Annotated in this window: 13 protein-coding genes; 2 read left to right on the top strand and 11 right to left on the bottom strand. The window is 62.9% G+C overall.

From position 1 onward, the window contains the following. Positions 1–2 precede the first annotated feature (2 nt). The gene (locus V5738_RS08170; protein WP_423823923.1) at positions 3–2,027 is read left to right on the top strand and encodes an EAL domain-containing protein; all 2,025 of its coding nucleotides are present in this window, start codon (positions 3–5) and stop codon (positions 2,025–2,027) included. A 627-nt stretch (positions 2,028–2,654) separates the two neighbouring features. Here the strand turns inward: V5738_RS08170 and parC are convergent. The 8 genes from parC to parE form a co-directional block, all read right to left on the bottom strand. Further along, positions 2,655–4,877, bottom strand: coding sequence for a DNA topoisomerase IV subunit A (gene parC, locus V5738_RS08165; RefSeq protein WP_423823922.1), 2,223 nt, complete (start codon positions 4,875–4,877; stop codon positions 2,655–2,657). A 99-nt stretch (positions 4,878–4,976) separates the two neighbouring features. Then, positions 4,977–6,851 (bottom strand): sigma-54-dependent Fis family transcriptional regulator, encoded by a 1,875-nt coding sequence (locus V5738_RS08160; RefSeq protein ID WP_423823921.1) that lies wholly within the window; start codon positions 6,849–6,851, stop codon positions 4,977–4,979. Between the two features lie 158 nt (positions 6,852–7,009). Then, positions 7,010–8,131 (bottom strand): glycerol dehydrogenase, encoded by a 1,122-nt coding sequence (locus tag V5738_RS08155; RefSeq protein WP_423823920.1) that lies wholly within the window; start codon positions 8,129–8,131, stop codon positions 7,010–7,012. A gap of 77 nt (positions 8,132–8,208) precedes the next feature. Further along, positions 8,209–8,985 (bottom strand): SDR family NAD(P)-dependent oxidoreductase, encoded by a 777-nt coding sequence (locus V5738_RS08150; protein WP_423823919.1) that lies wholly within the window; start codon positions 8,983–8,985, stop codon positions 8,209–8,211. A gap of 36 nt (positions 8,986–9,021) precedes the next feature. Beyond that, complete coding sequence (locus tag V5738_RS08145) at positions 9,022–9,831, bottom strand: iron-sulfur cluster assembly protein (protein ID WP_423823918.1); 810 nt, start codon at positions 9,829–9,831, stop codon at positions 9,022–9,024. 2 nt (positions 9,832–9,833) lie between these two features. After that, positions 9,834–10,859, bottom strand: a complete 1,026-nt coding sequence (locus V5738_RS08140) for an amidohydrolase family protein (protein ID WP_423823917.1) — start codon at positions 10,857–10,859, stop codon at positions 9,834–9,836. 165 nt (positions 10,860–11,024) lie between these two features. After that, on the bottom strand, positions 11,025–12,068 hold the full coding sequence (locus V5738_RS08135; RefSeq protein WP_423823916.1) for an NAD(P)-dependent alcohol dehydrogenase: 1,044 nt from the start codon (positions 12,066–12,068) through the stop codon (positions 11,025–11,027). 173 nt (positions 12,069–12,241) lie between these two features. After that, the gene (gene parE, locus V5738_RS08130) at positions 12,242–14,152 is read right to left on the bottom strand and encodes a DNA topoisomerase IV subunit B (RefSeq protein WP_423823915.1); all 1,911 of its coding nucleotides are present in this window, start codon (positions 14,150–14,152) and stop codon (positions 12,242–12,244) included. A 129-nt stretch (positions 14,153–14,281) separates the two neighbouring features. On the opposite strand from parE, the gene V5738_RS08125 reads away from it, so the two are divergent. Next, complete coding sequence (locus V5738_RS08125; protein WP_423823914.1) at positions 14,282–14,563, top strand: exodeoxyribonuclease VII small subunit; 282 nt, start codon at positions 14,282–14,284, stop codon at positions 14,561–14,563. Positions 14,564–14,774: 211 nt separating this feature from the next. Here the strand turns inward: V5738_RS08125 and V5738_RS08120 are convergent, their stop codons facing one another. The 3 genes from V5738_RS08120 to V5738_RS08110 all read right to left on the bottom strand — a co-directional run bounded on the left by V5738_RS08120 (position 14,775) and on the right by V5738_RS08110 (position 20,449). Further along, positions 14,775–15,848: a diguanylate cyclase domain-containing protein gene (locus V5738_RS08120; protein WP_423823913.1), complete on the bottom strand. Its 1,074-nt coding sequence runs from the start codon at positions 15,846–15,848 to the stop codon at positions 14,775–14,777. A gap of 132 nt (positions 15,849–15,980) precedes the next feature. Beyond that, positions 15,981–16,829, bottom strand: coding sequence for a CheR family methyltransferase (locus V5738_RS08115; protein ID WP_423823912.1), 849 nt, complete (start codon positions 16,827–16,829; stop codon positions 15,981–15,983). Then, a complete protein-coding gene (locus V5738_RS08110; protein ID WP_423823911.1) occupies positions 16,826–20,449 on the bottom strand; it encodes a response regulator in 3,624 nt (1,207 codons plus the stop codon). Before V5738_RS08110 ends, V5738_RS08115 begins: the two co-directional genes overlap by 4 nt. Positions 20,450–20,472: the final 23 nt, after the last annotated feature.

Genomic DNA, 20,472 nt, shown 5'->3' with positions numbered 1-20,472 from the left:
ACATGGTTATTGCAGAGCGCGCCAATCCGGTTCGAACACCGACCCATGAACCGTCGGCGATGGTTGCGATTATCGGCCACATCGATACGACCGCACATCGGCTGACCGCGCGCCTGACCCGGCTGGTGCCCACCGACTGGCAATGTCGCCAGTTCGGCCACTTCGACCAGACCTTCGGGCACGATGGCCCGCAGACCACGCTGATCCTGCTGCTCTGTGGCGATAACGACCGTTTCGATTCGGCCAGTCTGATCGGCCGAGTCAGCAAAGCTGGCGGCGTGCCGATCGCTGTGGTCGGCGAGGAACAGCGCCTGCCGCCGCGGGGCGCCTGTGTCCGGGCCGGCATCGTACAACGCATCGACCTCGGCGAGGACGAAGAGCTGATCGATCTGCGGCTACGCCGCGCGATCGAACAGGCCGCACGCCAGAAACGCTTGGAGGAACTAGAACGCCCCCACGGCAACGCACGCGCTCGTCTCGACGGCCATACGGTCAGCGCAGTCACACCGGCCTTTGCCGGGTTGCTCGGCGCCGAGTCGACACAGCGTCTGGATGGCCTCGCCTTCGATGCCTGGTTGAGCCAAAGCGATGCCGCTCGGCTGAGCGCCGCCCAGACAAGACTGCTAGAAACCCCGAATAGCGGCGGGCGCGGCCTGATCCTGCGCCGCTCCGAAGCCGGTGCCACCCGGCCGCTATCGGCCCATCTGTATACCGGCGACGACCAAAGCCAGTGGCTATCGCTGGCACCGCTGGAGGCCACCAGCGTGCCGCTGATTGGCCGGGCTCCAGTGACCGATGCACGCATGTCGCTGCACCGCCACTTGGCCAGCATCAACCGTTGGGCAGAAGCCGGCCAGCTGCGCGGCCTGATCTTCGTCGCGATCGACAGCGTGCCCGCGCTCCAGCAGCAATTCGGGCTGGCCAGTACCGACGAACTGCTTGAAGACGTCGGGATGTATCTGATCGATCGTCTGTCGCATACCGATCGCTGTTTTCGCTTTTCGGTCGGCGAATATGTGCTGTCGGTCGAACGGCCGAGAGCCGAGGATGTGACCGACATGGCACGCGCGCTGGTACGGGCCGTCGGCGAGACCGAATTCGGCAGCCGCCAACGTTCGGTCCACGTCACCGCCAGTATCTCGGCGATCATGCTTGGTCAGGAATCGACCTCCAATGATCGTCGGCTCCAGCAGTTGGCCGAAACTGCCTACGGCATCCGCGGCGCCGGCGGCGACGGTTTCCGCGAGTGCGAAGGCGATCCGATCGCCGATGCCGAACCGAACACCGATGCCTGGCAGAACCGGCTGGAACAAGCCTTGGCCAGCGATCGTTTCCGGCTGGCTTTCCAGACCGTGACCAGCCTGGCCGGCGACCATCGCCGCTACTACGACGTGCTGCTGCGCTATCTCGACGAACACGACGGTCTGGTGATGCCGGCCAACTTCCTGCCGGCTGCCGAGCAGGCGGGCCTGATGCCAGATATCGACCGCTGGGTGGCCCAGCGCGCAGCCCAGGTGGTCGCCGATCAGGCGGCACGCAGCATGGAAGTCGCGCTGTTCGTCAAAGTCTCGACCGCCACGCTCGACCAGGCTGAAAGCTTTACTGCCTGGCTGAACGCCGAGCCGAGTATGGCCCCGATCGATCGTCAGCAGTTGATCTTCTGCGTGCGCGAAAGCGATGCTCGCTCGCATGTGGCGGCTACCCGTCGTCTGGCCTCGGGTCTGGACGAGGCCGGTTTCCGGTTCGCCCTGACCCACTTTGGCGAGGCCAGCAGCCATGCCGCCCTGCTCGAGAACCTCAGCCTATCGTTTCTCAAACTCGCTCCGGCCTTCGCCCACCAATTGGCCGACCAGAACAGCGAAGACCCCAGGCTGCAGCGCGTGATCGACTACGCCCGCGAACACCAGGTGCCGCTGGTCGCCGAACATATCGAGGATGCCGCGAGCATGGCCCGGCTATGGCAGGCCGGCGTCAACTACGTGCAGGGCCACTTCATTCAGGAACCGGATACCGCAGCCATTCACTAGGGCGTGTAGAAGTGTCATCCGAGCGCCAGGTTGCCGTCCCAAATCGTGGCGGGCGAGGCACGAGCCGCCGGTTCTAGGCGCGCTACGATCGGGCCCAGAACGCGACCCGACGCGATTTGAGGTGCAACGCTTCGGAAAACAACGGCTGTTGGGCGGCAATCCAGCGTTGCCGCTCACTGTGGTAGCGCCACTACGCTGCATCCAAGGCGGCCCTGGTTTGCCGGCTTGCAGCCCAACAATTCTTGGCACGGGCTCGCACGAAACCTCAATACGCCCCAGGCCCGCCCCGGTATTCGCCACGCCCGAACCGGGCGCACGACCGGGCCCCGCGGTAGCCGCGGCCGCTCTACAATGCCGCGAGTGCGGGCTTGATGCGTCGCAACAAAGCGAATAGATGCCTTCCAGATCAAGGATCTTGCGACGCTTCTCAAGCCTTCAGCGCGCCACTCGGGATCTGTCGCCCTTGCCGTAAGCCCGGCACAGGCTGAAACGAAACCTCGCCTTGCTCGGCTGCGTTAGTGGCCGATGGGCTACGCTATCGTCATCCTATCGAGCCGCCCTGCCGATCGCATGTGTCGATAGTCTATCGAGGCGATACGAAACGAGCGCAAGAGGCTGCTGCCGCGACTATTGCCGCGACAGTTGCTGGACCTGGGTAAAGCCACGCGGCAGCTGTTTGCCCCGCGACGCCCGTGGGCCGCGATAGGCATCGCGCTCGGCCGGTTTGAGGGTCATGTGTCGCTTGCCGCTATGAATGACTAGCGTGTCGTTGCCGGATAGCGCCTGGATCGCCACGACGGTTTCGTCTTTTTTCAGGGCGATCAGCTTGTTGCCCTTGCCTTTGCTCAATGCCGGCAGTTCCTCGATCGCCAGGCACAGCAGATGGCCGCTGCTGGTGACCACAGCAACCTCTGGATCGTCGCCTGCGACCGTGGTTGGCGCCAGTGCGGTCGCGCCCTTGCCCGGCGTGAGCGTGGCCTTGCCAGATTTCTGCTTGCTGGCCATATCGGCAAGCCGGGTCGCGAAACCGTTGCCCGCGGTCGAGGCCAGCACACAGGTCAGAGCCTCGCTGCCGACCGCGACGCCGACAAATCGCGCCCCGTCGGCCGGCGACAACGAGCCGGTCAACGGCTCGCCCTGGCCGCGTGCTGAGGGCAGTTTGTGGGCGGCCACGCTGTAGCTGCGCCCGGTCGAGTCGAGCACGATCAGCGTGTCGTTCGAGCGGCCCGGCGCATGGGCCATGTATTCGTCGCCGGTGCGGTAGTTCATGCCGGTCGCGTCGACATCGTGGCCCTTGGCAGCCCGGATCCAGCCTTCCCGCGAGAGCACCACGGTGATGTTTTCGCTGGGCATCAGATCGGCTTCCGACAAGGCCTTGGCCTGGCCGCGTTCGACCAGCGCACTGCGGCGCTCGTCGCCATACTGCTCGGCATCAGCGCGCAACTCGTCGGTGATCAGCTGATTGAGCTTAGTCTTCGAGCCCAGAGTCGCCTCCAGTTCGGCGCGCTCGGCTTCCAGCTCTTCTTGCTCGCCGCGGATCTTGAATTCCTCGAGCTTCATCAAGTGCCGCAGGCGCAGATTCAGGATCGCGTCGGCCTGTACATCGGTAATCGAGAACCGATCCATCATCACCGGCTTGGGCTCGTCCTCGGTGCGGATGATGTGGATGACCTCATCGATATTGAGATAGGCAACCAACAGCCCTTCGAGGATATGCAACCGATCGGTGACCGCGTCTAGGCGGTGTTCCAAACGCCGGGTGACCGTGTTTGTGCGATAGGTCAGCCATTCGGAGAGCAGCTCGCGCAGGTTCTTGACGCGCGGCGCGCCGTCCAGCCCAATCACGTTGAGATTGACGCGCACGTTCTTCTCAAGCCCGGTGGTGGCGAACAGATGCGCCATCATCGCCTCGGTATCCACGCGATTGCTGCGCGGCACGATCACCAACCGGGTCGGGTTTTCATGATCGGATTCGTCGCGCAGATCCGAGACCATGGGCAGCTTCTTGGCGCTCATCTGGGCAGCGATCTGCTCGAGCACCTTGGCCCCGGAGGTCTGGTACGGCAATTCGTTGATCACGACTTCACCGGCCTCGACCGTGTAGGTCGCGCGTACCCGGACTTGGCCGTTGCCGGTGGCATACATCTGCCGGATCTCGGCGGCCGGCGTGATGATCTCGGCGCCGGTCGGAAAATCCGGCGCCGGTAGATGCGTAATCAGGGCATCGACATCGGCCTCCGGCTCGTGCAGCAGATGGATGGTGGCCGCTACGACCTCGCCGATGTTGTGCGGCGGAATATCGGTGGCCATACCCACCGCGATCCCGGTGCCGCCGTTGAGCAGCACATTGGGCAGCCGCGCCGGCAGCGTCTCGGGCTCGTTGAGGGTGCCGTCGAAGTTGGGCTGCCATTCGACCGTGCCCTGGTCGAGTTCCGACAAGAGCGTCGCGGCATAGGCGGTCAGTCGGGATTCGGTATAGCGCATGGCCGCGAACGACTTCGGATCGTCGGCCGTGCCCCAGTTGCCCTGGCCATCGACCAGCGGATAGCGATAGGTGAACGGCTGGGCCATGATCACCATCGCTTCGTAGCAGGCCGAATCGCCGTGCGGATGGAATTTGCCGATCACGTCGCCGACCGTGCGCGCCGCTTTTTTCGGCTTCGAGGCCGCCGATAGCCCCAGCTCGCTCATGGCATAGACGATACGCCGTTGGACCGGTTTCAGGCCGTCGCCGACATGCGGCAAGGCGCGATCCAGGATCACGTACATGGCATAGTCGAGATACGCCTTTTCGGCAAAGGCGTTGAGCGGCAAGCGCTCGCTGTCGTGTTCGAAGGTCGTCGTGGCCATCGTCTCTCACTGGCGGATCATGCGCGAAACGCCGGCCGCATGCCGACGCGCTGGCAAGGTACCCGGCCAGTGCCCGTTACGGCAAGCCGAGGCGGCCGTTCAGCGGCGACTGGCCAGATGCTTGTAGATGGTGGTGCGCGATATGCCGAGACGTCGGGCGGCAGCCGCAACGTTGCCGTTTTCGGCCACCACGGCCGATTCGACCGCAGCATCCGAGACCCTGGCGCCTTGGCGCACGGTAGGATTCGGCCCCGCCAAGACGTCGTCGAGCACCTGCTTGACCGCCCCGGCTGCGATTTGCACGTCGCGGGTCTGGAGCACGATGCGCATGATGACATTGCGCAGTTCGCGAATATTGCCCGGCCAATCAGCAGCTTGCAGTGCCTGAATCGCATCCGCTTCGAAATGGCGCTGATCATCGATGGTGGCCAGCAGAGTTTGCGCAATCGCAGCCACGTCGCTTCGCTCGCGAAGCGGTGGCAACCGTACGGGACAGACGCCGATGCGGTGTAGCAGATCACGCCGAAACGCACCGGCTTCGACCGCCGCATCCAGGTCACGGTGGGTCGCAGTCACCAGTTGAACATCGACCGCGATCTCTTCGTCCGACCCCACCGGGCGTACATGCCAGGTATCGATCAGACGCAGCAGATGCGCCTGGAGCGGACCCGGCATGTCACCAATTTCATCCAGAAACAACGTGCCACCATCGGCGCGTCGTACCAGCCCCGTGGCCCCGGCAGCGCGGGCCCCGGTGAAGGCGCCGGGCACATGGCCGAACAACTCGGCTTCGATCAATTCGGTCGGCAACCCAGCGCAGTTGATGGCCACGAACTCGCCCGTGCGCCCACTCTCAGCGTGGATATGCCGGGCGACGTGCTCCTTGCCGCTGCCGGTTTCACCACGCACGAGGATCGGCACACCGTAGCCTGCCGCTCGTGCCGCCAGATCGAGCGCGATGCGCACCTGGGCATCATCGGCGACATATGGGCTCGAGCCGCACGAGGCAGCGCTCGATTTGGGCGCGCTGCAGGCCGTTGTGTTGCCGGCCTGCCTGGGCGCCGGTTCCGGAAAATAGACTGTGGCCTGGAAAGCGCGTCCCTGCGGCCCAGTGAGGCTGGCAAAACCGGCCGGGTGCCGAAGGCTATCGATGACCGCAGCAAACGGCTCGACGAACAGTTCCCCAAACGCCGTGCCCGGGGCCATGAGGGCATGGGCGAAGACCGTGCGTGCCCCGGCGGTCGTGGCCTGTAGCCGGCCATCGGCATCGAAGGCCAGCGCCGTCGCCGCCGGGCTGGCCACGGTTTCGCTGTTGTCCAGCAACACCACATAGCTTTCGCCATGCCGGCGCCGAAACAACTCAGTCTGGACGTGGCCGCCGGCCATCTGCATCAGTCCCAGCGCATAGGCCAGTGTATGCGAGGCGATCGGCTGATCGGCCGTGGCATCGATAATCGCGCGCAATTCGCCGTCGGCCCCGAAGATCGGTGCCGCCACACAGATCAGCCCGCGATACGTTTCCAAATAGTGGTCTTCGCCAGCGACCACAACGACCCGACCGGCCGCCGCGGCGGTGCCGACCGCGTTGGTGCCGTGGGTGCTTTCGGGCCAGCAATGGCCCGGTGCCAGACCGGCGGTATCGCCGGCCTGCATCCCAGTGCCTGGCAAGCAGTCGAGGATAACGCTGTCGGGGTCGGCCAGCGTGAGCGTAAAACCGCGACCGCCAAGATGGCCGTGCAGCAGCCGCATTTCAGCCAAGGCCAGGGCACGCACGTCAGCCGTGGCCGTATAGATCCCGGCCAGACGTTCGGCCGAGACGCGGCGCCGACGGGGCCGATCACAGCAGCCCAGCCCGGCCGAGCGACAACGTGCCCAGGAATCGCGAATGGCTCGCGCATTCTGTCGAAACAACGGCTGGTAGGCCGCCAGCAACCGATCATCGTCGTCCGATTCGGTCACCAAAGTCTGCGACATGGACCGCCCTCCTCGCGCCACCGCTCGGTGTGCCGTACCGGCGACTGGCGTCATGACGGATTGTCGATTGATCACGGCATGCGCCGCAGCGCGTACCGTGATCATCGCTGTGTCATCACATTTGGCCATGACGCCTCACCGGTCAACCCGACGATGGGCTAAGCATCCAAAGCACGGGCCAAGCCGTCGACCGCCTTGATCGCCCAAACCACATCCGTGGGCGTCAACGCATAAGCTACGTTGTGGCTCGACTCGGGTGCGGCCAGCGCGGTTTCGGCCACCCGGTGCAGGTCGGCATCGGATACGCCATCCAGCTGGGCCGCCTTGAGCGTGACCGGCAGATCAAGAGCCAGGTACAGCCTCAGATAGCGATCGATCTCGGCGCTTGGCGCCCGATCGAGGACCAGCTGAACCATAGTGCCGTAGGCGACTTTCTCGCCGTGGGTCAGCTCGTGGATTGGGCCATGCAACGCCGTGAACCCATTGTGCACGGCATGGGCGATCGCCAACCCGCCGCTTTCGAAACCCAGGCCCGACAACAGCGTATTGGCCTCGACCACGGCTTCCAGCGCCGGGGTGACCACCTGAGCCTGATTAGCCCGATAGGCGGCCAACGCATGTTCGAACAATACGGCCTCGCATTTTTCCGCGATCGCGGTACCCAGGATGGTCGGTTTGCCGCCGGTCATATTATTGGCGCCCGCCCGGGCCACGGCACGTGCTTCAACCCAAGTCGCCAGCGCATCGGCGATGCCAGAGGCCAGAAAACGAGGTGGCGCCTGCGCAATCAACGCGGTATCGACCAGTACCAGCTCGGGATTGCGATCGTAGAACCGATAGGACTCAAAGGCCCCGTCGTCGGTATAGATCACCGACAGCGCGCTGGTCGGTGCATCAGTCGAGGCAGTGGTCGGCAGAATCGCACAGGCCGCGGCGATCTGTTCGGCCACGCCTTTGGCGGTGTCCATCGTCTTGCCGCCGCCAAAGCCGATCACCACGTCGTAACCGGCCTCGTTGGCTAGTGCGGCGATGCGCTGGATCTCGGCACCCGAGGCTTCGCCGTTGAAGCGTACATATTCGTGTTCGATACCATTCCGAGCGAGGCTGTCGGTCAGTCGGGCACCGGCCATATTCCAGACGAAATCGTCGGCGATGATCATCGCCGAGCGCCCCAGGCGCTGGATCGACTCGCCCGCGCTGTCGATGGCATCGGCGCCCTGTACATAGCGCGCTGGGCTGGCAAACACCATGGGCGTGCGGGCAGTCGTAGAATCAGACATGGAAACTCCAGTAGAAGGATTGCGAATTGAACGTCGGACGTGGCCCCAAACGGCGACCACGCCCGATGAGCTTCTTATTACAAAGAAAACCCGCCGTCTACTGCGATCGCCTGGCCGGTGACGTGTTTGGCCGTTGCCAGATAGACCGCCAGCTCACCCATATCTTCGGGCGTCTGGGCGACGCCCTGCGGCAGGAAGGTTTTCTGGTGGCGTTCCCAGGACTCATCTTCCGACTCGCCCTCCTCGCGCCAGGCATAGGCCAGGCCTTTCTCACCGCGCCACATACCGGTGCCGACGATGCCGGGGCACAGCGCGTTGACGGTGATGCCGTCGGCGGCGACCTCCTTGGCTACGGCATTGGAGAAACCGACCACCGCGAACTTGGACGCACAGTAGTGGGACAGGTCCGGCAGGCCGACCTTGCCGCAGATCGAGGCGGTATTGATGATGCGTCCGAACCGGCGCGGCCGCATGACGCCGATCTCGGCTCGAGTGCACAAAAATACGCCGCGTGCGTTGACCGCCATCAGCGAATCCCAGCGCTCAGCGTCCAGCTGCTCCACGCCCATGATGCTGATCACACCGGCGTTGTTGACCGCGATATCCAGCGGCCCGACCGCCGATTCGGCGTCCCGCACCATTTTTTCGATCGACTCAGGCTCGGTGACATCGACTTCCAGAGCGGCTGCCTTGCGGCCAAGGGCTTTGATCTTGTCTTCGGTCTCGCGGGCGATATCGATATCGACATCGGCGGCGACAACGTTCGCCCCTGCTTCGGCCAACGCCATAGCGATCCCCTGACCGATGCCACGGCCAGCCCCGGTGACGAGCGCGGTTTGATTATCAAGCTGCATCATTATCTCCTCAGTTTTTATTGCGTTATCATGCTTTTAAACGAACAGGCCGCTGGCCTGTCCGGATGCCGAAGGGCCCGGATGAGCCTTGTCGCCGGGCCGGTTCGAGCGCTTGCGAGCGGCCAAGACGCTACTGCATAGCGTGGCGTTGAACTCGCTGTTCATGCGGATCGACTGGAGCTTACGGCGGTGGGCATCGAGGGCGTCGAGTGCGATCGGCTCGCCGGTGGCCGTAACGAAGGCGGTCTCGGTTGCATCGCCGCGATAACCGGCGCCGCTGAAGTCGCCAGGTGTGGCCTCGCGGCGCATGGCCAGATACCGTTCGCGCAACCGCTGGCCCCGAGTGTCGTGTATGGGCTGATCGGCGAGCTCGGCGACCGTCCAGCCCACAACGGCTGCGCGGGGCATGCCACTGCGAATCAGCCAGGTCAGCAACCGCTCCTGACGTGCCATGAATGCCTTGTGCCGAAAAGTTGCCCGTAGTTCGACCAGCTCGCCGCTGGCCTGGCTGCCGCAGGTGTCCTGGAACGAAGCATGCCCCGCCAGACCGCGGTTGATCTCGGCGGCGTAGAAATGATCGAGCAGCCGGACCCGCGCAGTGTTGACCCAAGGCAGTTCCTCGAGCCGTTCGAGCATGTCGTGGCCCATCATGAAAGCGAAATTCGCGGCACACCAATAGGTCGGCAGGCGATAGTCGACCACGACCGAGGCCGTGCTCGCGTTCACGTCGCAGCGCGCGATAAAGCCAAGATCGGTGACCGGCTGATCGAGCTCCGGGTCGGTCACCGTGCCGATCGCCGCCCAGGCTTCATCGTAGCGGGCGCGCAAAATCTCTTGCCCGGCCATGATCAGGCCACCTCGGCCTTGGCGAAGGCATCGCCGGCCAGGGCTTTCTTCTTGGCCTCGATATCGATGCCGTATAACCGGGCGGCATTCTCGCCAAGGATCTTGCGCTTAATGTCCGGCGTGAGCGTAACCCCGGTGTCCTCGGCCATTTCTTCCGGAATCTGGAAGTCGACGAACTGCTCCACCAGCCATTTCGGGTGCCAGATGGCATAGTCGCTGCCGAACAGGATGCGGTCTTCATCGAGCCAGAACAGCAGCTCGGACATGATCTTGCCGAAATAACGCGGCCGGGCATGCACGAACGGCATCGCCACTGCCAGGCCGCCATAGACATTGGGCTCTTGGGTCGCGATCCAGCAGAAATCATCCAGGCGCGGCAGGCCGACATGTTCGATGATGAAGTTAAGCTCGGGGAAGTCGGTGGCGACGTGATCGACGTCCTGGACGTCGAAGGCGTCCCGGTCCAGCGGCAGGATGGTCGGGCCTTTGTGAATATGTACGTTCTTGATACCGCGCTTTTGGCAGTGTTCGAGACAACGATAGGCCCAGTCGTCTTTCAAGCTCCAGCCCCGCGATTCGCCTTTCCATTCCGCGGTATAGAGCTTCATGCCGTCGATCGCGTACTCGTCGACCAGCTGGTCGATATAGTCGAGTGCGGCCTCGCCGTCGCGAGGATCGAACGAGCCGTTCAGGATGAAGCGTTCCGGAAACTCCCGCCGGATCACGTCATTGCTTTCGGTGGTGTTGAACCCCTTGTAGTAGAAGTCCTTGAGGTAGGTCGGCTGAAAGATGGCCATGTCGTCATAGCCTTCGACGAACAGATCGTCGAGCATGGTCTCGCGGCCGTATTTGCGAAATTTATCGTCGCCCCAGATGTATTCCTCTGGGCTCAGGCCTTTCTGGTAGTCGTGGAAGCAGTTGATGAACTCTTCACCATGGCGATTGCGCTGGTTTTCCTTGCTGGCATCCCAGTAATGGATATGGCCGTCGATGATGAAGTACTGCTCGCCGTCGGGTGCGGTGTACATGGGACTCTCCTCTCTACTGCGTGGTGCCGAGCTCGACCGCCGTACGTCGTCCATAGCGATCAACGTGCGGCGAGCGGCCCGTGCTTTTCTATTTAGATCCGCGGATCTTTTCTTGGTTCTATAAACGAATGGTGAATGGACTGGGGTGGCCGGGCACGCTTGGCATCAAGGAATGAGCACGGCCCGGCCGGGCACCTGGCCGGTGTTCAGATCGTGCAAGGCCTGATCGGCCTCCGAGAGCTTGTACTCTCGGGTGGCCAGATCGACTTGGCCGCGATGGGCCAACTCCATCAGTTCGACCAGTTCCGGATAGGTGCCCACGAGATTACCGACAATCGATTTCTCGGAGACGATCATCTCCATGGTCGGGATCTCCAGCCGCCCGCCGTAGCCAACGATGTAGTAGGTGCCGGCGTCCCGGGTCATGGCCAGGCCGTTGGCGACCGCGTTGCCCTCGCCCACGAAATCGATCACGGCCTCGGCGCCATAGCCGCCGGTCAGTTCCTTGACCTTCTCGACCTCGTTGCCGTCAGCCAGCACCGTGTGGGCAATGCCGAAGTTCTCGGCGTGCTTGAGCGCGGCCTCGGCCCGGTCGACCACGATAATGTCGGCCGCACACAACGAGCGCAGCACCTGGATACCGATATGCCCCAGCCCACCGGCGCCGATCATGACCGCGGTCTGGCCGGGCTCGAGCTGCTTGGCGGCTTTCTTGGCAGCACGATAGGCGGTCAGCCCAGCATCCGAATAAGGCGCCACATCCTTGGGCGCCAACGTATCGGGCAGACGGACCAGGGTGCGTTCGTGGGTGCGCAGCAGATCGGCATAGCCGCCGTCGCGGGTCAGCCCGGGAAAGGCATTGTCCTCGCACTGCATGTCGTGGCCACGACGACAGGCCAGATCGTGGCCGCAGGTTACCAGCGGATGACAGATTACGGCGTCGCCCGGCTTGAACCCGGTCACGCCGGCGCCGACGGCTTCAACCCAGCCGGCGTTTTCATGGCCCATGATATAGGGCAGCGAGACTTCCGAGATCTCTTGCCAAAGCCCTTCGATCACATGCAGATCGGTACGACAGACCCCCGCCCCGCCGATCCGCACGATCACCTCGCGCGGGTGCATGATCTCGGGGTCGGCGACCTCTTCATAGTGGACCCAGTGGCGGTCATTGACCTCCGGGTCGTAGGCCTTGAGTACGGCTGCTTTCATCGCGCGTGTCCTCTCCTCTTGTCGTTGTGACAGAGAAGCGGCAAGGCGCGTGCCAGGCAGGAAAAATCCTTTAACTATTTGTTTTTATTGAACTCTTATCAGGGTTACTGAGCGCCACGAGTGTTCAATTGAACACTCGTGGCTGTTCACCCCTGAACAGTCGACAGGCCTTATCAGTCGACTTCAGCTTCGTGGCCGCGGGCTTCCAGCCATTCGCGGCGATCGGCCGCCCGCTTTTTGGCCAAAAGCATATCCAGCAGGTCATCGACGCTGGCAGTAGCGTCGTCGGAAGGCTCAATCCCGAGCTGGACCAGCCGGCGCGTATCCGGGGCCATCGTGGTCTCACGCAGCTGAAGCGCGCTCATCTCGCCCAAACCCTTGAAGCGAGTCACGCTGATCTTGCGTTTCTTCTTTTCGTTTTCCAGCCGCTTGATGGTCGAGTCCCGTTCGTCGCGATCCAGGGCATAGAAAACTTCCTTGCCGGCATCGATACGAAACAGCGGCGGCATGGCCACGAACACATGGCCGTGCTCGACTAACGCCCGGAAATGCCGGACGAACAAGGCACACAGCAGCGTCGCGATATGCATACCATCGGAATCGGCATCTGCCAGAATGCAGATCTTGTGATAGCGCAGCCGCTCGAGATTGTCAGAGCCCGGATCCAGGCCCAGGGCCACCGAGATATCGTGGATCTCGTTCGAGGCCATGATGTCGGCCGACTCGACTTCCCAGGCGTTCAAAATCTTGCCTCGAAGCGGCATCACCGCCTGGAAATTGCGATCCCGGGCCTGCTTAGCCGAGCCGCCGGCGGAATCGCCTTCGACCAGAAACAGCTCGGAGCGGGCTGGATCGTCGGTCACGCAGTCGGTGAGCTTGCCAGGTAGTGCCGGGCCCTGGGTGACTTTCTTGCGCTTGACCTTCTTGGCTGAACGCGCGCGCGCCTGGGCATTACCGATGATCTGGGCGGCCAGCGCTTCGCCGGTCTCGGCATGCCGGTTGAGCCACAACGAGAATGCATCCTTGACCGCCGACGAGACGAAGCCGCTAACATCGCGCGAGGACAGCCGCTCTTTAGTCTGACCGGAGAACTGTGGCTCGTGCATCTTGACCGACAATACGAACGCACAGCCAGACCAGACGTCCTCCGGCGCGATCTTGACCCCACGCGGCAGTAGATTGCGAAACTCGCAGAACTCGCGCACCGCCTCGGTGAGCCCCGATCTGAGACCGTTGACATGGGTGCCGCCGCCGGCGGTCGGAATCAGGTTCACATAGGACTCGGCCACGCCGTCCACGCCCGGCTGCTCCGGGGCCAACCAGGTCAGCGCCCAGTCCACGGTCTGGCCGGCATCGGTATCACCGCCGGTGAAGGCCGGCGAAATCATGGTCTCCACGCCGTCCAGCGCATCAGCCATGTAATCGGCCAGGCCGTCGGCATATTGCCAGACGAGATCTTCCTCGGCGGCTTCATCGACGAAGCGCACCTTGAGATTCGGGCACAGCACGGCCTTGGCGCGCAGCAGATGCTTGAGCCGGCCGGTGGCGAACCGCGGATTGTCGAAATACGACTCATCCGGCGAGAACTTGAGCATCGTGCCGGTCTTGGATTTGGCACAGGTCCCGATCTCGGTCAGGTCCTGGGTCTTCTCACCGCCGGCAAAACGCATCTCGTAATGCTTGCCGGCGCGCCAGACCTGCACCACCAGCTCGGTCGACAGCGCATTGACCACCGACACACCGACCCCGTGCAGGCCGCCCGAGAACTGGTACTGCTTGTTCGAGAATTTCCCGCCGGCATGCAATCGCGTCAGGATCAGTTCGACCCCGGACACGCCGTGCTGACTATGGGTGTCGACTGGCATGCCACGCCCGTCGTCGGTCACCGACAGCGTGCCGTCGGCGGCCAGCCGTACCTCGATCGATTTCGCATGCCCGGCCAGCGCCTCGTCGACACTGTTGTCGATGACTTCCTGGGCCAGATGGTTCGGCCGAGCCGTATCGGTAAACATGCCCGGCCGCTTGCGGACTGGATCCAGTCCGGACAGAACCTCGATATCAGCAGCATCGTATTGACTGGCCATTACGCCTCAAATGATCGGCAAATCGTTGCGGGCGGCACGTTAAGCGTTTGGCGTAGCCGTGGCAAGATACGCTGACGCCACTGACGAAGCCGGGTTAGACTCGCGCAGCACTTCGCCGACGCCCACGCTATGACCGATAACAGCACCGACGCTCCGCAGACAGAAGACGACGCCCTACCCTTGGCAGCCTTCGAAAGTTCGGTCACCGAACTCGAGGCGCTGGTGGAAAGCCTGGAAACCGGGGATATCAGTCTAGAAGATGCGCTCGCTAAGTTCGAACGCGGCGTCTCCCTAGCGCGCCAGTGCCAGAGCATGCTCAAAACCGCCGAGCTGCGGGTCGACCAACTGGTTGGCGAGACCTCCGGCGAACGCGTCGAAGCATTTTCGACTACTGGATTAGACAACGACTGAGCCCTAAAGGGTATCGTCCCAGGGTCTATCGAGCTTGCCTGCGAGTTCGCGCCCAGCGCTATTCTGCTGCGATTCGGCATTGTAGCTGTCTTTTGTAGCTCGACTGCAGCCTATTCGGCGCGCCACGCCTTGTCCGGTGCCATAGGCACAAGCCAGCGCAAGGCTCGGCCTGAATATCCACGGCTCCAGCCGAGACCGTCTGCACCCGGGTTCATTGCACCATCTGTCGGCCCTGCATGAGCGGCATCGGGCGGGCATCGTCGACCGACTCGAACAGGCGCACGCTCGCCTTGCCTTCATATTTGACCCGATAGAGCGCCGAATCGGCGTTATGCATCAATTCGTCGGCGTCGTCACCGTGATCCGGATAGAAGGCTACCCCCAGACTGGCGCTGATCGCGATCTCGACTTCGCCGCCGTCGGTGGTCGGCACCGGAATCGGCGCCGCAAGCGTCGCCAGGATCTCGTGACAGCGCGCCAGGCAGCGCTGCTCGGTTTCGATATCCTCGATCAACAGTGCGAATTCGTCGCCACCGAACCGCGCGGCGGTATCGACATCCTGGAGCGCCTGCTCCAGGCGCCGAGCGACGTGCTCAAGTACCAAGTCGCCGGCACGATGGCCGTAGGCATCGTTGACCGGCTTGAAACCGTCCAAATCCATATAACCGATCGCGAAATGTCCAGCTTGGCGGCGCGCGCGCTTGGTCATGCTGGTCAGACGATCCACGAACAGCAGCCGGTTCGGCAGCCCGGTCAGCGCATCATGAGTGGCCAGATGCTGGGCACGCGCCTCAGCATGACGCCGGATCTCGATTTCGCCGCGCAACTGTTCGTTGACCGTGTGCACCTCGTCGCGAGCCCGGCGCAATGCACGGCGGCTGTCGTAGAACTCGACGAAATTACGCACCTTGGCCAGCAATAACCGTTCGTTGATTGGCTTGGTGATGTAATCGACCGCTCCCAGATCGTAGCCCTTGAGATGATCCATCTCGTCGTCGGAGCTCGCGGTCACGAAAATAATCGCCGTATCTCGCGCTGTTTCCTCCCCGGCGAGCAGCTCGGCCACCTCCATACCGTCCATATCAGGCATCTGTACATCGAGCAGGATGAGCGCGAACTCGTCGTCCAGACAGGCCGCCAGCGCATCGTTGCCGTTCGCGGCCTCGACCACCTCGACATCCAGGGGCTTGAGCAGGCGCCGCATCGCAACCCGATTGGCGTATTGATCGTCGACGACCAACAGCTTTGGCCGCTCGCGACTGTCATCAAACTCGGGCTCGGACATCAGGCCGCTCCCGGGTTGTGCTCTGCCGCGCCGATGCCTCCCGAGCCCATCGGCCGTTTTCGGCCTGCAGCCGCTGCCTGTCGGCATGACGCACGACACGCCCCGGGGCGAAACAACACGGACTGGAAGTATTCACACATGATGAGCCACCCGGGACGGTTTGAGTCGATAGATACGATGCGCTTCGCTGACCGTCTCGAAACGATCCGCGACAGCAGAAAATTGCAGCGTTTCCCGAGTCCCCAGAACTAGATAGCCGCCGCGTACTAGGCTGTCGGCGAACAGCCTCAATACCCGTTCCTTGAGGTCTTGGGAAAAATAGATCAACACGTTGCGACACATGATTAGATGAGTCTCAGCGAACACCCCGTCGGTCACGAGGTTGTGGTGTGCAAAGACCACGCGTTCGCGCAGCGCTCGCCGCATGCATACCAAGTCATAGCGGCTACGGTAGTAGTCCGCGAACTCGGCCTGGCCGCCCGCACGCTCATAGTTGCGTGCAAAATCCGCGATCCGGGGCGCAGTGAAGATACCTTCGGCAGCCCGGGCCAGCGCCTGGTCGTTAATATCCGTGGCATAGAAACGACAGCGCGACAGCAGTCCAGCTTCCTCGGCCAGAATCGCCATCGAATAGGCTTCTTCGCCCTGTGCACAGCCGGCCTGCCAGACGTTGATCCGCGGATGGGACGACAATACCGGCAGGATCTGTTCACGTATGGCAGCGAACACTTCCGGATCGCGGAACATCTCGGACACCGGGACCGACAGACGCGCGATCACATCGCCGAGCAAGGCCGGCTCGTAGATCAGCCGAGGAATCAGGTGGCCCACCCCGGCAACCCCCAGATCGGCGGCCAGCTGCTCGACACGACGCTTGAGCGAGGCACGGGCATAGCCAGAAAAATCATAGCCATGACAGGCATGCAGCGCCTGGACGAATAGATCCAGGGCCCGCTCTTCGATGACGGCCGGCCCGCTCACGACAGCACTGCCTGCATGCGTTCGACCAAGGCATCGGTATCGATCGGTTTGGATAGGTAAGCGTCGGCGCCGGCTGCCAGACAGGCTTCGCGATCACCGTTCATCGCTTTGGCGGTCAGCGCGATAATCGGAACCTGACCATGATTCTGGCCGGCGCGAATACGCCGAATCGTTTCGAACCCATCCATCTCCGGCATCATGATATCCATGAGCACCAGATCGAGCGTCTCGGCGGCCGCCATGCGCTCCAGTGCCTTGAAGCCGTCGGCAGCCATGACCACCTGCATGCCCTTGCCCCGCAGAATGCGCGATAGTGCAAACGTGTTGCGCATGTCGTCGTCGACCAGCAGCACGCGTTTGGCCGACAGGATCGAGTCGTCGGCCGCGCTGTCAGACGCCGATGGGGTGGGCGCTTCGACCGCCGCCGGCGGGCCCAGGCGATGCATGAACAGCGAGACTTCGTCGAGCAATCGATCATGGGCATGGTGGCCCTTGATCACGATGCTGTCGGTATGCCCGCGCAGCCGTTGGGTCTCCTCGGCCGACAGGTCGCGGCCCGAATACACCACGACCGGCGGCGCATCGGCCCGCTCGGCAATCCGGTCGAGCAGATCGAAGCCGGAAATATCCGGTAGCTTCAAATCCAGGATCAGACAATCGAATGTGGCAGCCTCGAGCTGCTCGAGCGCGGCCGCGCCGGAATCGGCCAACACCGTGTCGACTTGTTCCCTGCGCAGCATCTGGGTAATCGCAGCATGAGCATCCGCGTCGTCATCGACGACCAGTACCCGCCGGGTCTTGCGCCCGGACAACACCTCGGCCCGAGCCAGCAGGGTCTCGAGGTTGTCCCGGGTGACCGGTTTGCACAAATATCCGACCGCCCCGGCACTCGATGAACGACCGATATCGTCGGCTGCCGATACGATATGTACGGGAATCTCGCGAGTATTCGGCTCGGCCTTGATCCGATCGAGCACTGCCCAGCCATCGAGCCCGCCCGGCAGGCCGAGATCGAGGATGATCGCATCCGGCGCACAGTCGGCGATCGCGCGCAACGCAGTTTCGCCGTCGCTGGCGGCTTGGGCATTAAAGCCCCGTCGGCGGGCGGTTTCACAGACGATATTGGCAAAGGTGGCATCGTCGTCGACGACCAGTACGCGCAATGCATCCTGCGGCTGACGCGTGTTCGTAGAAGCCGCAGAACGACGACGCACCGGCACGGCATCGTTGGCCGCCACGGCCAGCGGCTCGGCTTGCGACGCGGACGGGCTGTCTGAATGCCCGGCCGGTTCAGCTAAGTCGGTTCGCACATAGACCGTGAAACAACTGCCCTGGCCAAGGGTACTTTCGGCCTGTACCTCGCCACCGAGAAGCTGCGCCAGTTCCCGCGTGATTGATAGCCCCAGGCCGGTGCCGCCGTAGTTGCGGGTGCTACTGCCATCGATCTGCTCGAAGGCCTTGAAAACATCATCGAGCCGCTCGCGGGGGATACCGATACCCTCGTCGCAGACGTGGATCGCCAAGGCATTGTCGGCCGTCAGCCCATCGATCGACCATTCAACCTCCGGGCTCGGCCGCTCGAACACGACCCGGATACAGCCCTGGCGCGTGAACTTGATGGCATTGCTCACCAAGTTGCGAACGATCTGCTCCAGCTTACCGCCGTCGGTTACCAGCATCGCGGGCGCAGCGTCTTCAAGACACACTTCGAAGCCCAGATCCTGGGCCTCGGCCATATGGCTGAACTGACGGCGGATACGTTCGGCGAAATCGGCCAGCGCCACGCGTTCCGGCAGGATCCGCATCTTACCGGCCTCGATCTTGGATAGATCGAGTATGTCGTTGATCAGATACAGCAGGCCGGTACCGGAATCGTGGATAATGCGGGCGGCCTCGACCTGTTCGTCGTCGAGGTTGCCGGTCTCGTTATCAGCCAGGCTGCGCGACAGGATCAGCAGGCTGTTGAGCGGCGTACGCAGCTCGTGCGACATATTGGCGAGGAAATCGGATTTATAGGCGCTCGCCCGCTCCAACTCCTCGGCCCGTTCTTCGGCCTCGGCATGCAGGGCCGCCAGCTCCTGCTGGTTTTCTCGCAGATGGGTATTCGCAGCCTGAAGTTCGTCGGCCTGGGATTTGAGTTCTTCTTCGGAGGCACGCAGTTCTGCGGTCTGAGCCGCAAGCTCTTCGCTCTTGGCATGCAGTTCGCTGTTGGCCTGCTTGAGATCGGCCTGCTGCGCCGACAACTGTGCCTGGGAGCCGGTGAGTTGCCGGGTTTGTTCACGACTTTGTTCGAGCAGCTCGGTGGCGCGTCGGGTTCGCATCTGGGTCAGTACCGCCATGCCGATATTCGGCAGCAGCGCATCCAGTAGCCCGCGCTCGGTCTCAGTCAGCGGATGAAACAACGCCAGTTCGATGATCGCCACTACCTGACCGGCGATGATCGCCGGCGCCACCAGTATTATTCGAGGCTGGGCTTGGCCGAGCCCCGACTGGATCGGGATATACCCGTCCGGCACGTTGTCGAGCTCGACTGGACGATGCATTTTCAATGCTGCGCCGACCAGCCCCTCGCCGGGTGCGAAACGCTTTCCGGCCTCGGGCGAATAGCCATAGGCCGCCAACAGTACAAAATCGGCCTCGTCATCTTCGAGCAATTCGCGGGTAAAGACCGCGGCATAGCCGACGTGCAGAAGTGGCGCCAGTTCATCGAGCAACGTACGCCCCAGCGCGCGATCATCCGCACACTGATACAGCATCGACGTTACGCGCCCGCGATGATCGCGGATCCAGTAGTCGCGATCCTGGCGCACGATCATCTGGCGAAATGTTTCCAATGCGCGTGATACATCGCCGATTTCATCGCTTCGGGCCTGGTAACGCACTTGAACGTTGCGCTCGCCGCCAGCCAGCCGACGCGTGGTGTCGGTCAAGCGCAGCAGCGGCGTCGCGATTCGTCGGCGTACCCCAATAATGGTGATCGTGCCGATCAGCAGACCGGTCACCAACAGACCGATGACCGTGGCATCGGCATTCCATTGGCGTTCGGCCGCGCTGGCATCGCGCGCCGCCAGATCCTGCTTGAGTCGCGCTCGATAATCCTCTAGCGCAGCATGGATCGGATCGAAATACGCCACGCTGGCCCCGGTGACGAGTGTATTACGGGCTGTGTCGAGCGAGCCGGTGTCGACGCGGGCCAATACCGGTTCCGCGACCGTACGCTGCCAGCCGGACTCGAGTTCATCGATCTGGTTCAGCAGCCCGGCCCGTTCCTGATCGCTCGCACTGGCGTCCTGAAGACGATGCAGATTGTCCTCGACGTCAGCATTGGCCGCACGCATTTGGTCTTCATAGCGTTGTTCAGCGGTCAGCACATAGCCGCGCAAGGCGGACTCCTGGGCCGTGATCGCCTCGCCGAGCGCCTGTGAGCGCACCAGTAGCGCATGGGTCTGGCTGGCGCTGATCCGTGCCCGGTTGACGCTGTCCAAGGCGATCAAGGCGATCACGCAGGAGGCGCCGAACAGCAGCAGAATCAGCGCGACCGCGCCGATCAGCTGACGCCGAATCGATATGCCACTCAGCCATCGGGCCCATAGCCCCATTGCGTTGTCTTGCCGCTCCACGTGCCTCCTGCAACCCGAAACAG

The organism is Salinisphaera sp. SPP-AMP-43, assembly GCF_049568105.1.
In the GTDB taxonomy this organism is placed as follows: Bacteria; Pseudomonadota; Gammaproteobacteria; order Nevskiales; family Salinisphaeraceae; genus Salinisphaera.
This window is presented reverse-complemented; position numbering and strand designations above follow the sequence as displayed.

Bases quoted from the DNA above. Each gene is read 5' to 3' on its own strand.
- V5738_RS08170 (WP_423823923.1), top strand. From the start codon at position 3: ATGGTTATTGCAGAGCGCGCCAATCCGGTTCGAACACCGACCCATGAA.
- parC (WP_423823922.1), bottom strand. From the start codon at position 4,877: ATGGCCACGACGACCTTCGAACACGACAGCGAGCGCTTGCCGCTCAAC.
- V5738_RS08160 (WP_423823921.1), bottom strand. From the start codon at position 6,851: ATGTCGCAGACTTTGGTGACCGAATCGGACGACGATGATCGGTTGCTG.
- V5738_RS08155 (WP_423823920.1), bottom strand. From the start codon at position 8,131: ATGTCTGATTCTACGACTGCCCGCACGCCCATGGTGTTTGCCAGCCCA.
- V5738_RS08150 (WP_423823919.1), bottom strand. From the start codon at position 8,985: ATGCAGCTTGATAATCAAACCGCGCTCGTCACCGGGGCTGGCCGTGGC.
- V5738_RS08145 (WP_423823918.1), bottom strand. From the start codon at position 9,831: ATGGCCGGGCAAGAGATTTTGCGCGCCCGCTACGATGAAGCCTGGGCG.
- V5738_RS08140 (WP_423823917.1), bottom strand. From the start codon at position 10,859: ATGTACACCGCACCCGACGGCGAGCAGTACTTCATCATCGACGGCCAT.
- V5738_RS08135 (WP_423823916.1), bottom strand. From the start codon at position 12,068: ATGAAAGCAGCCGTACTCAAGGCCTACGACCCGGAGGTCAATGACCGC.
- parE (WP_423823915.1), bottom strand. From the start codon at position 14,152: ATGGCCAGTCAATACGATGCTGCTGATATCGAGGTTCTGTCCGGACTG.
- V5738_RS08125 (WP_423823914.1), top strand. From the start codon at position 14,282: ATGACCGATAACAGCACCGACGCTCCGCAGACAGAAGACGACGCCCTA.
- V5738_RS08120 (WP_423823913.1), bottom strand. From the start codon at position 15,848: ATGTCCGAGCCCGAGTTTGATGACAGTCGCGAGCGGCCAAAGCTGTTG.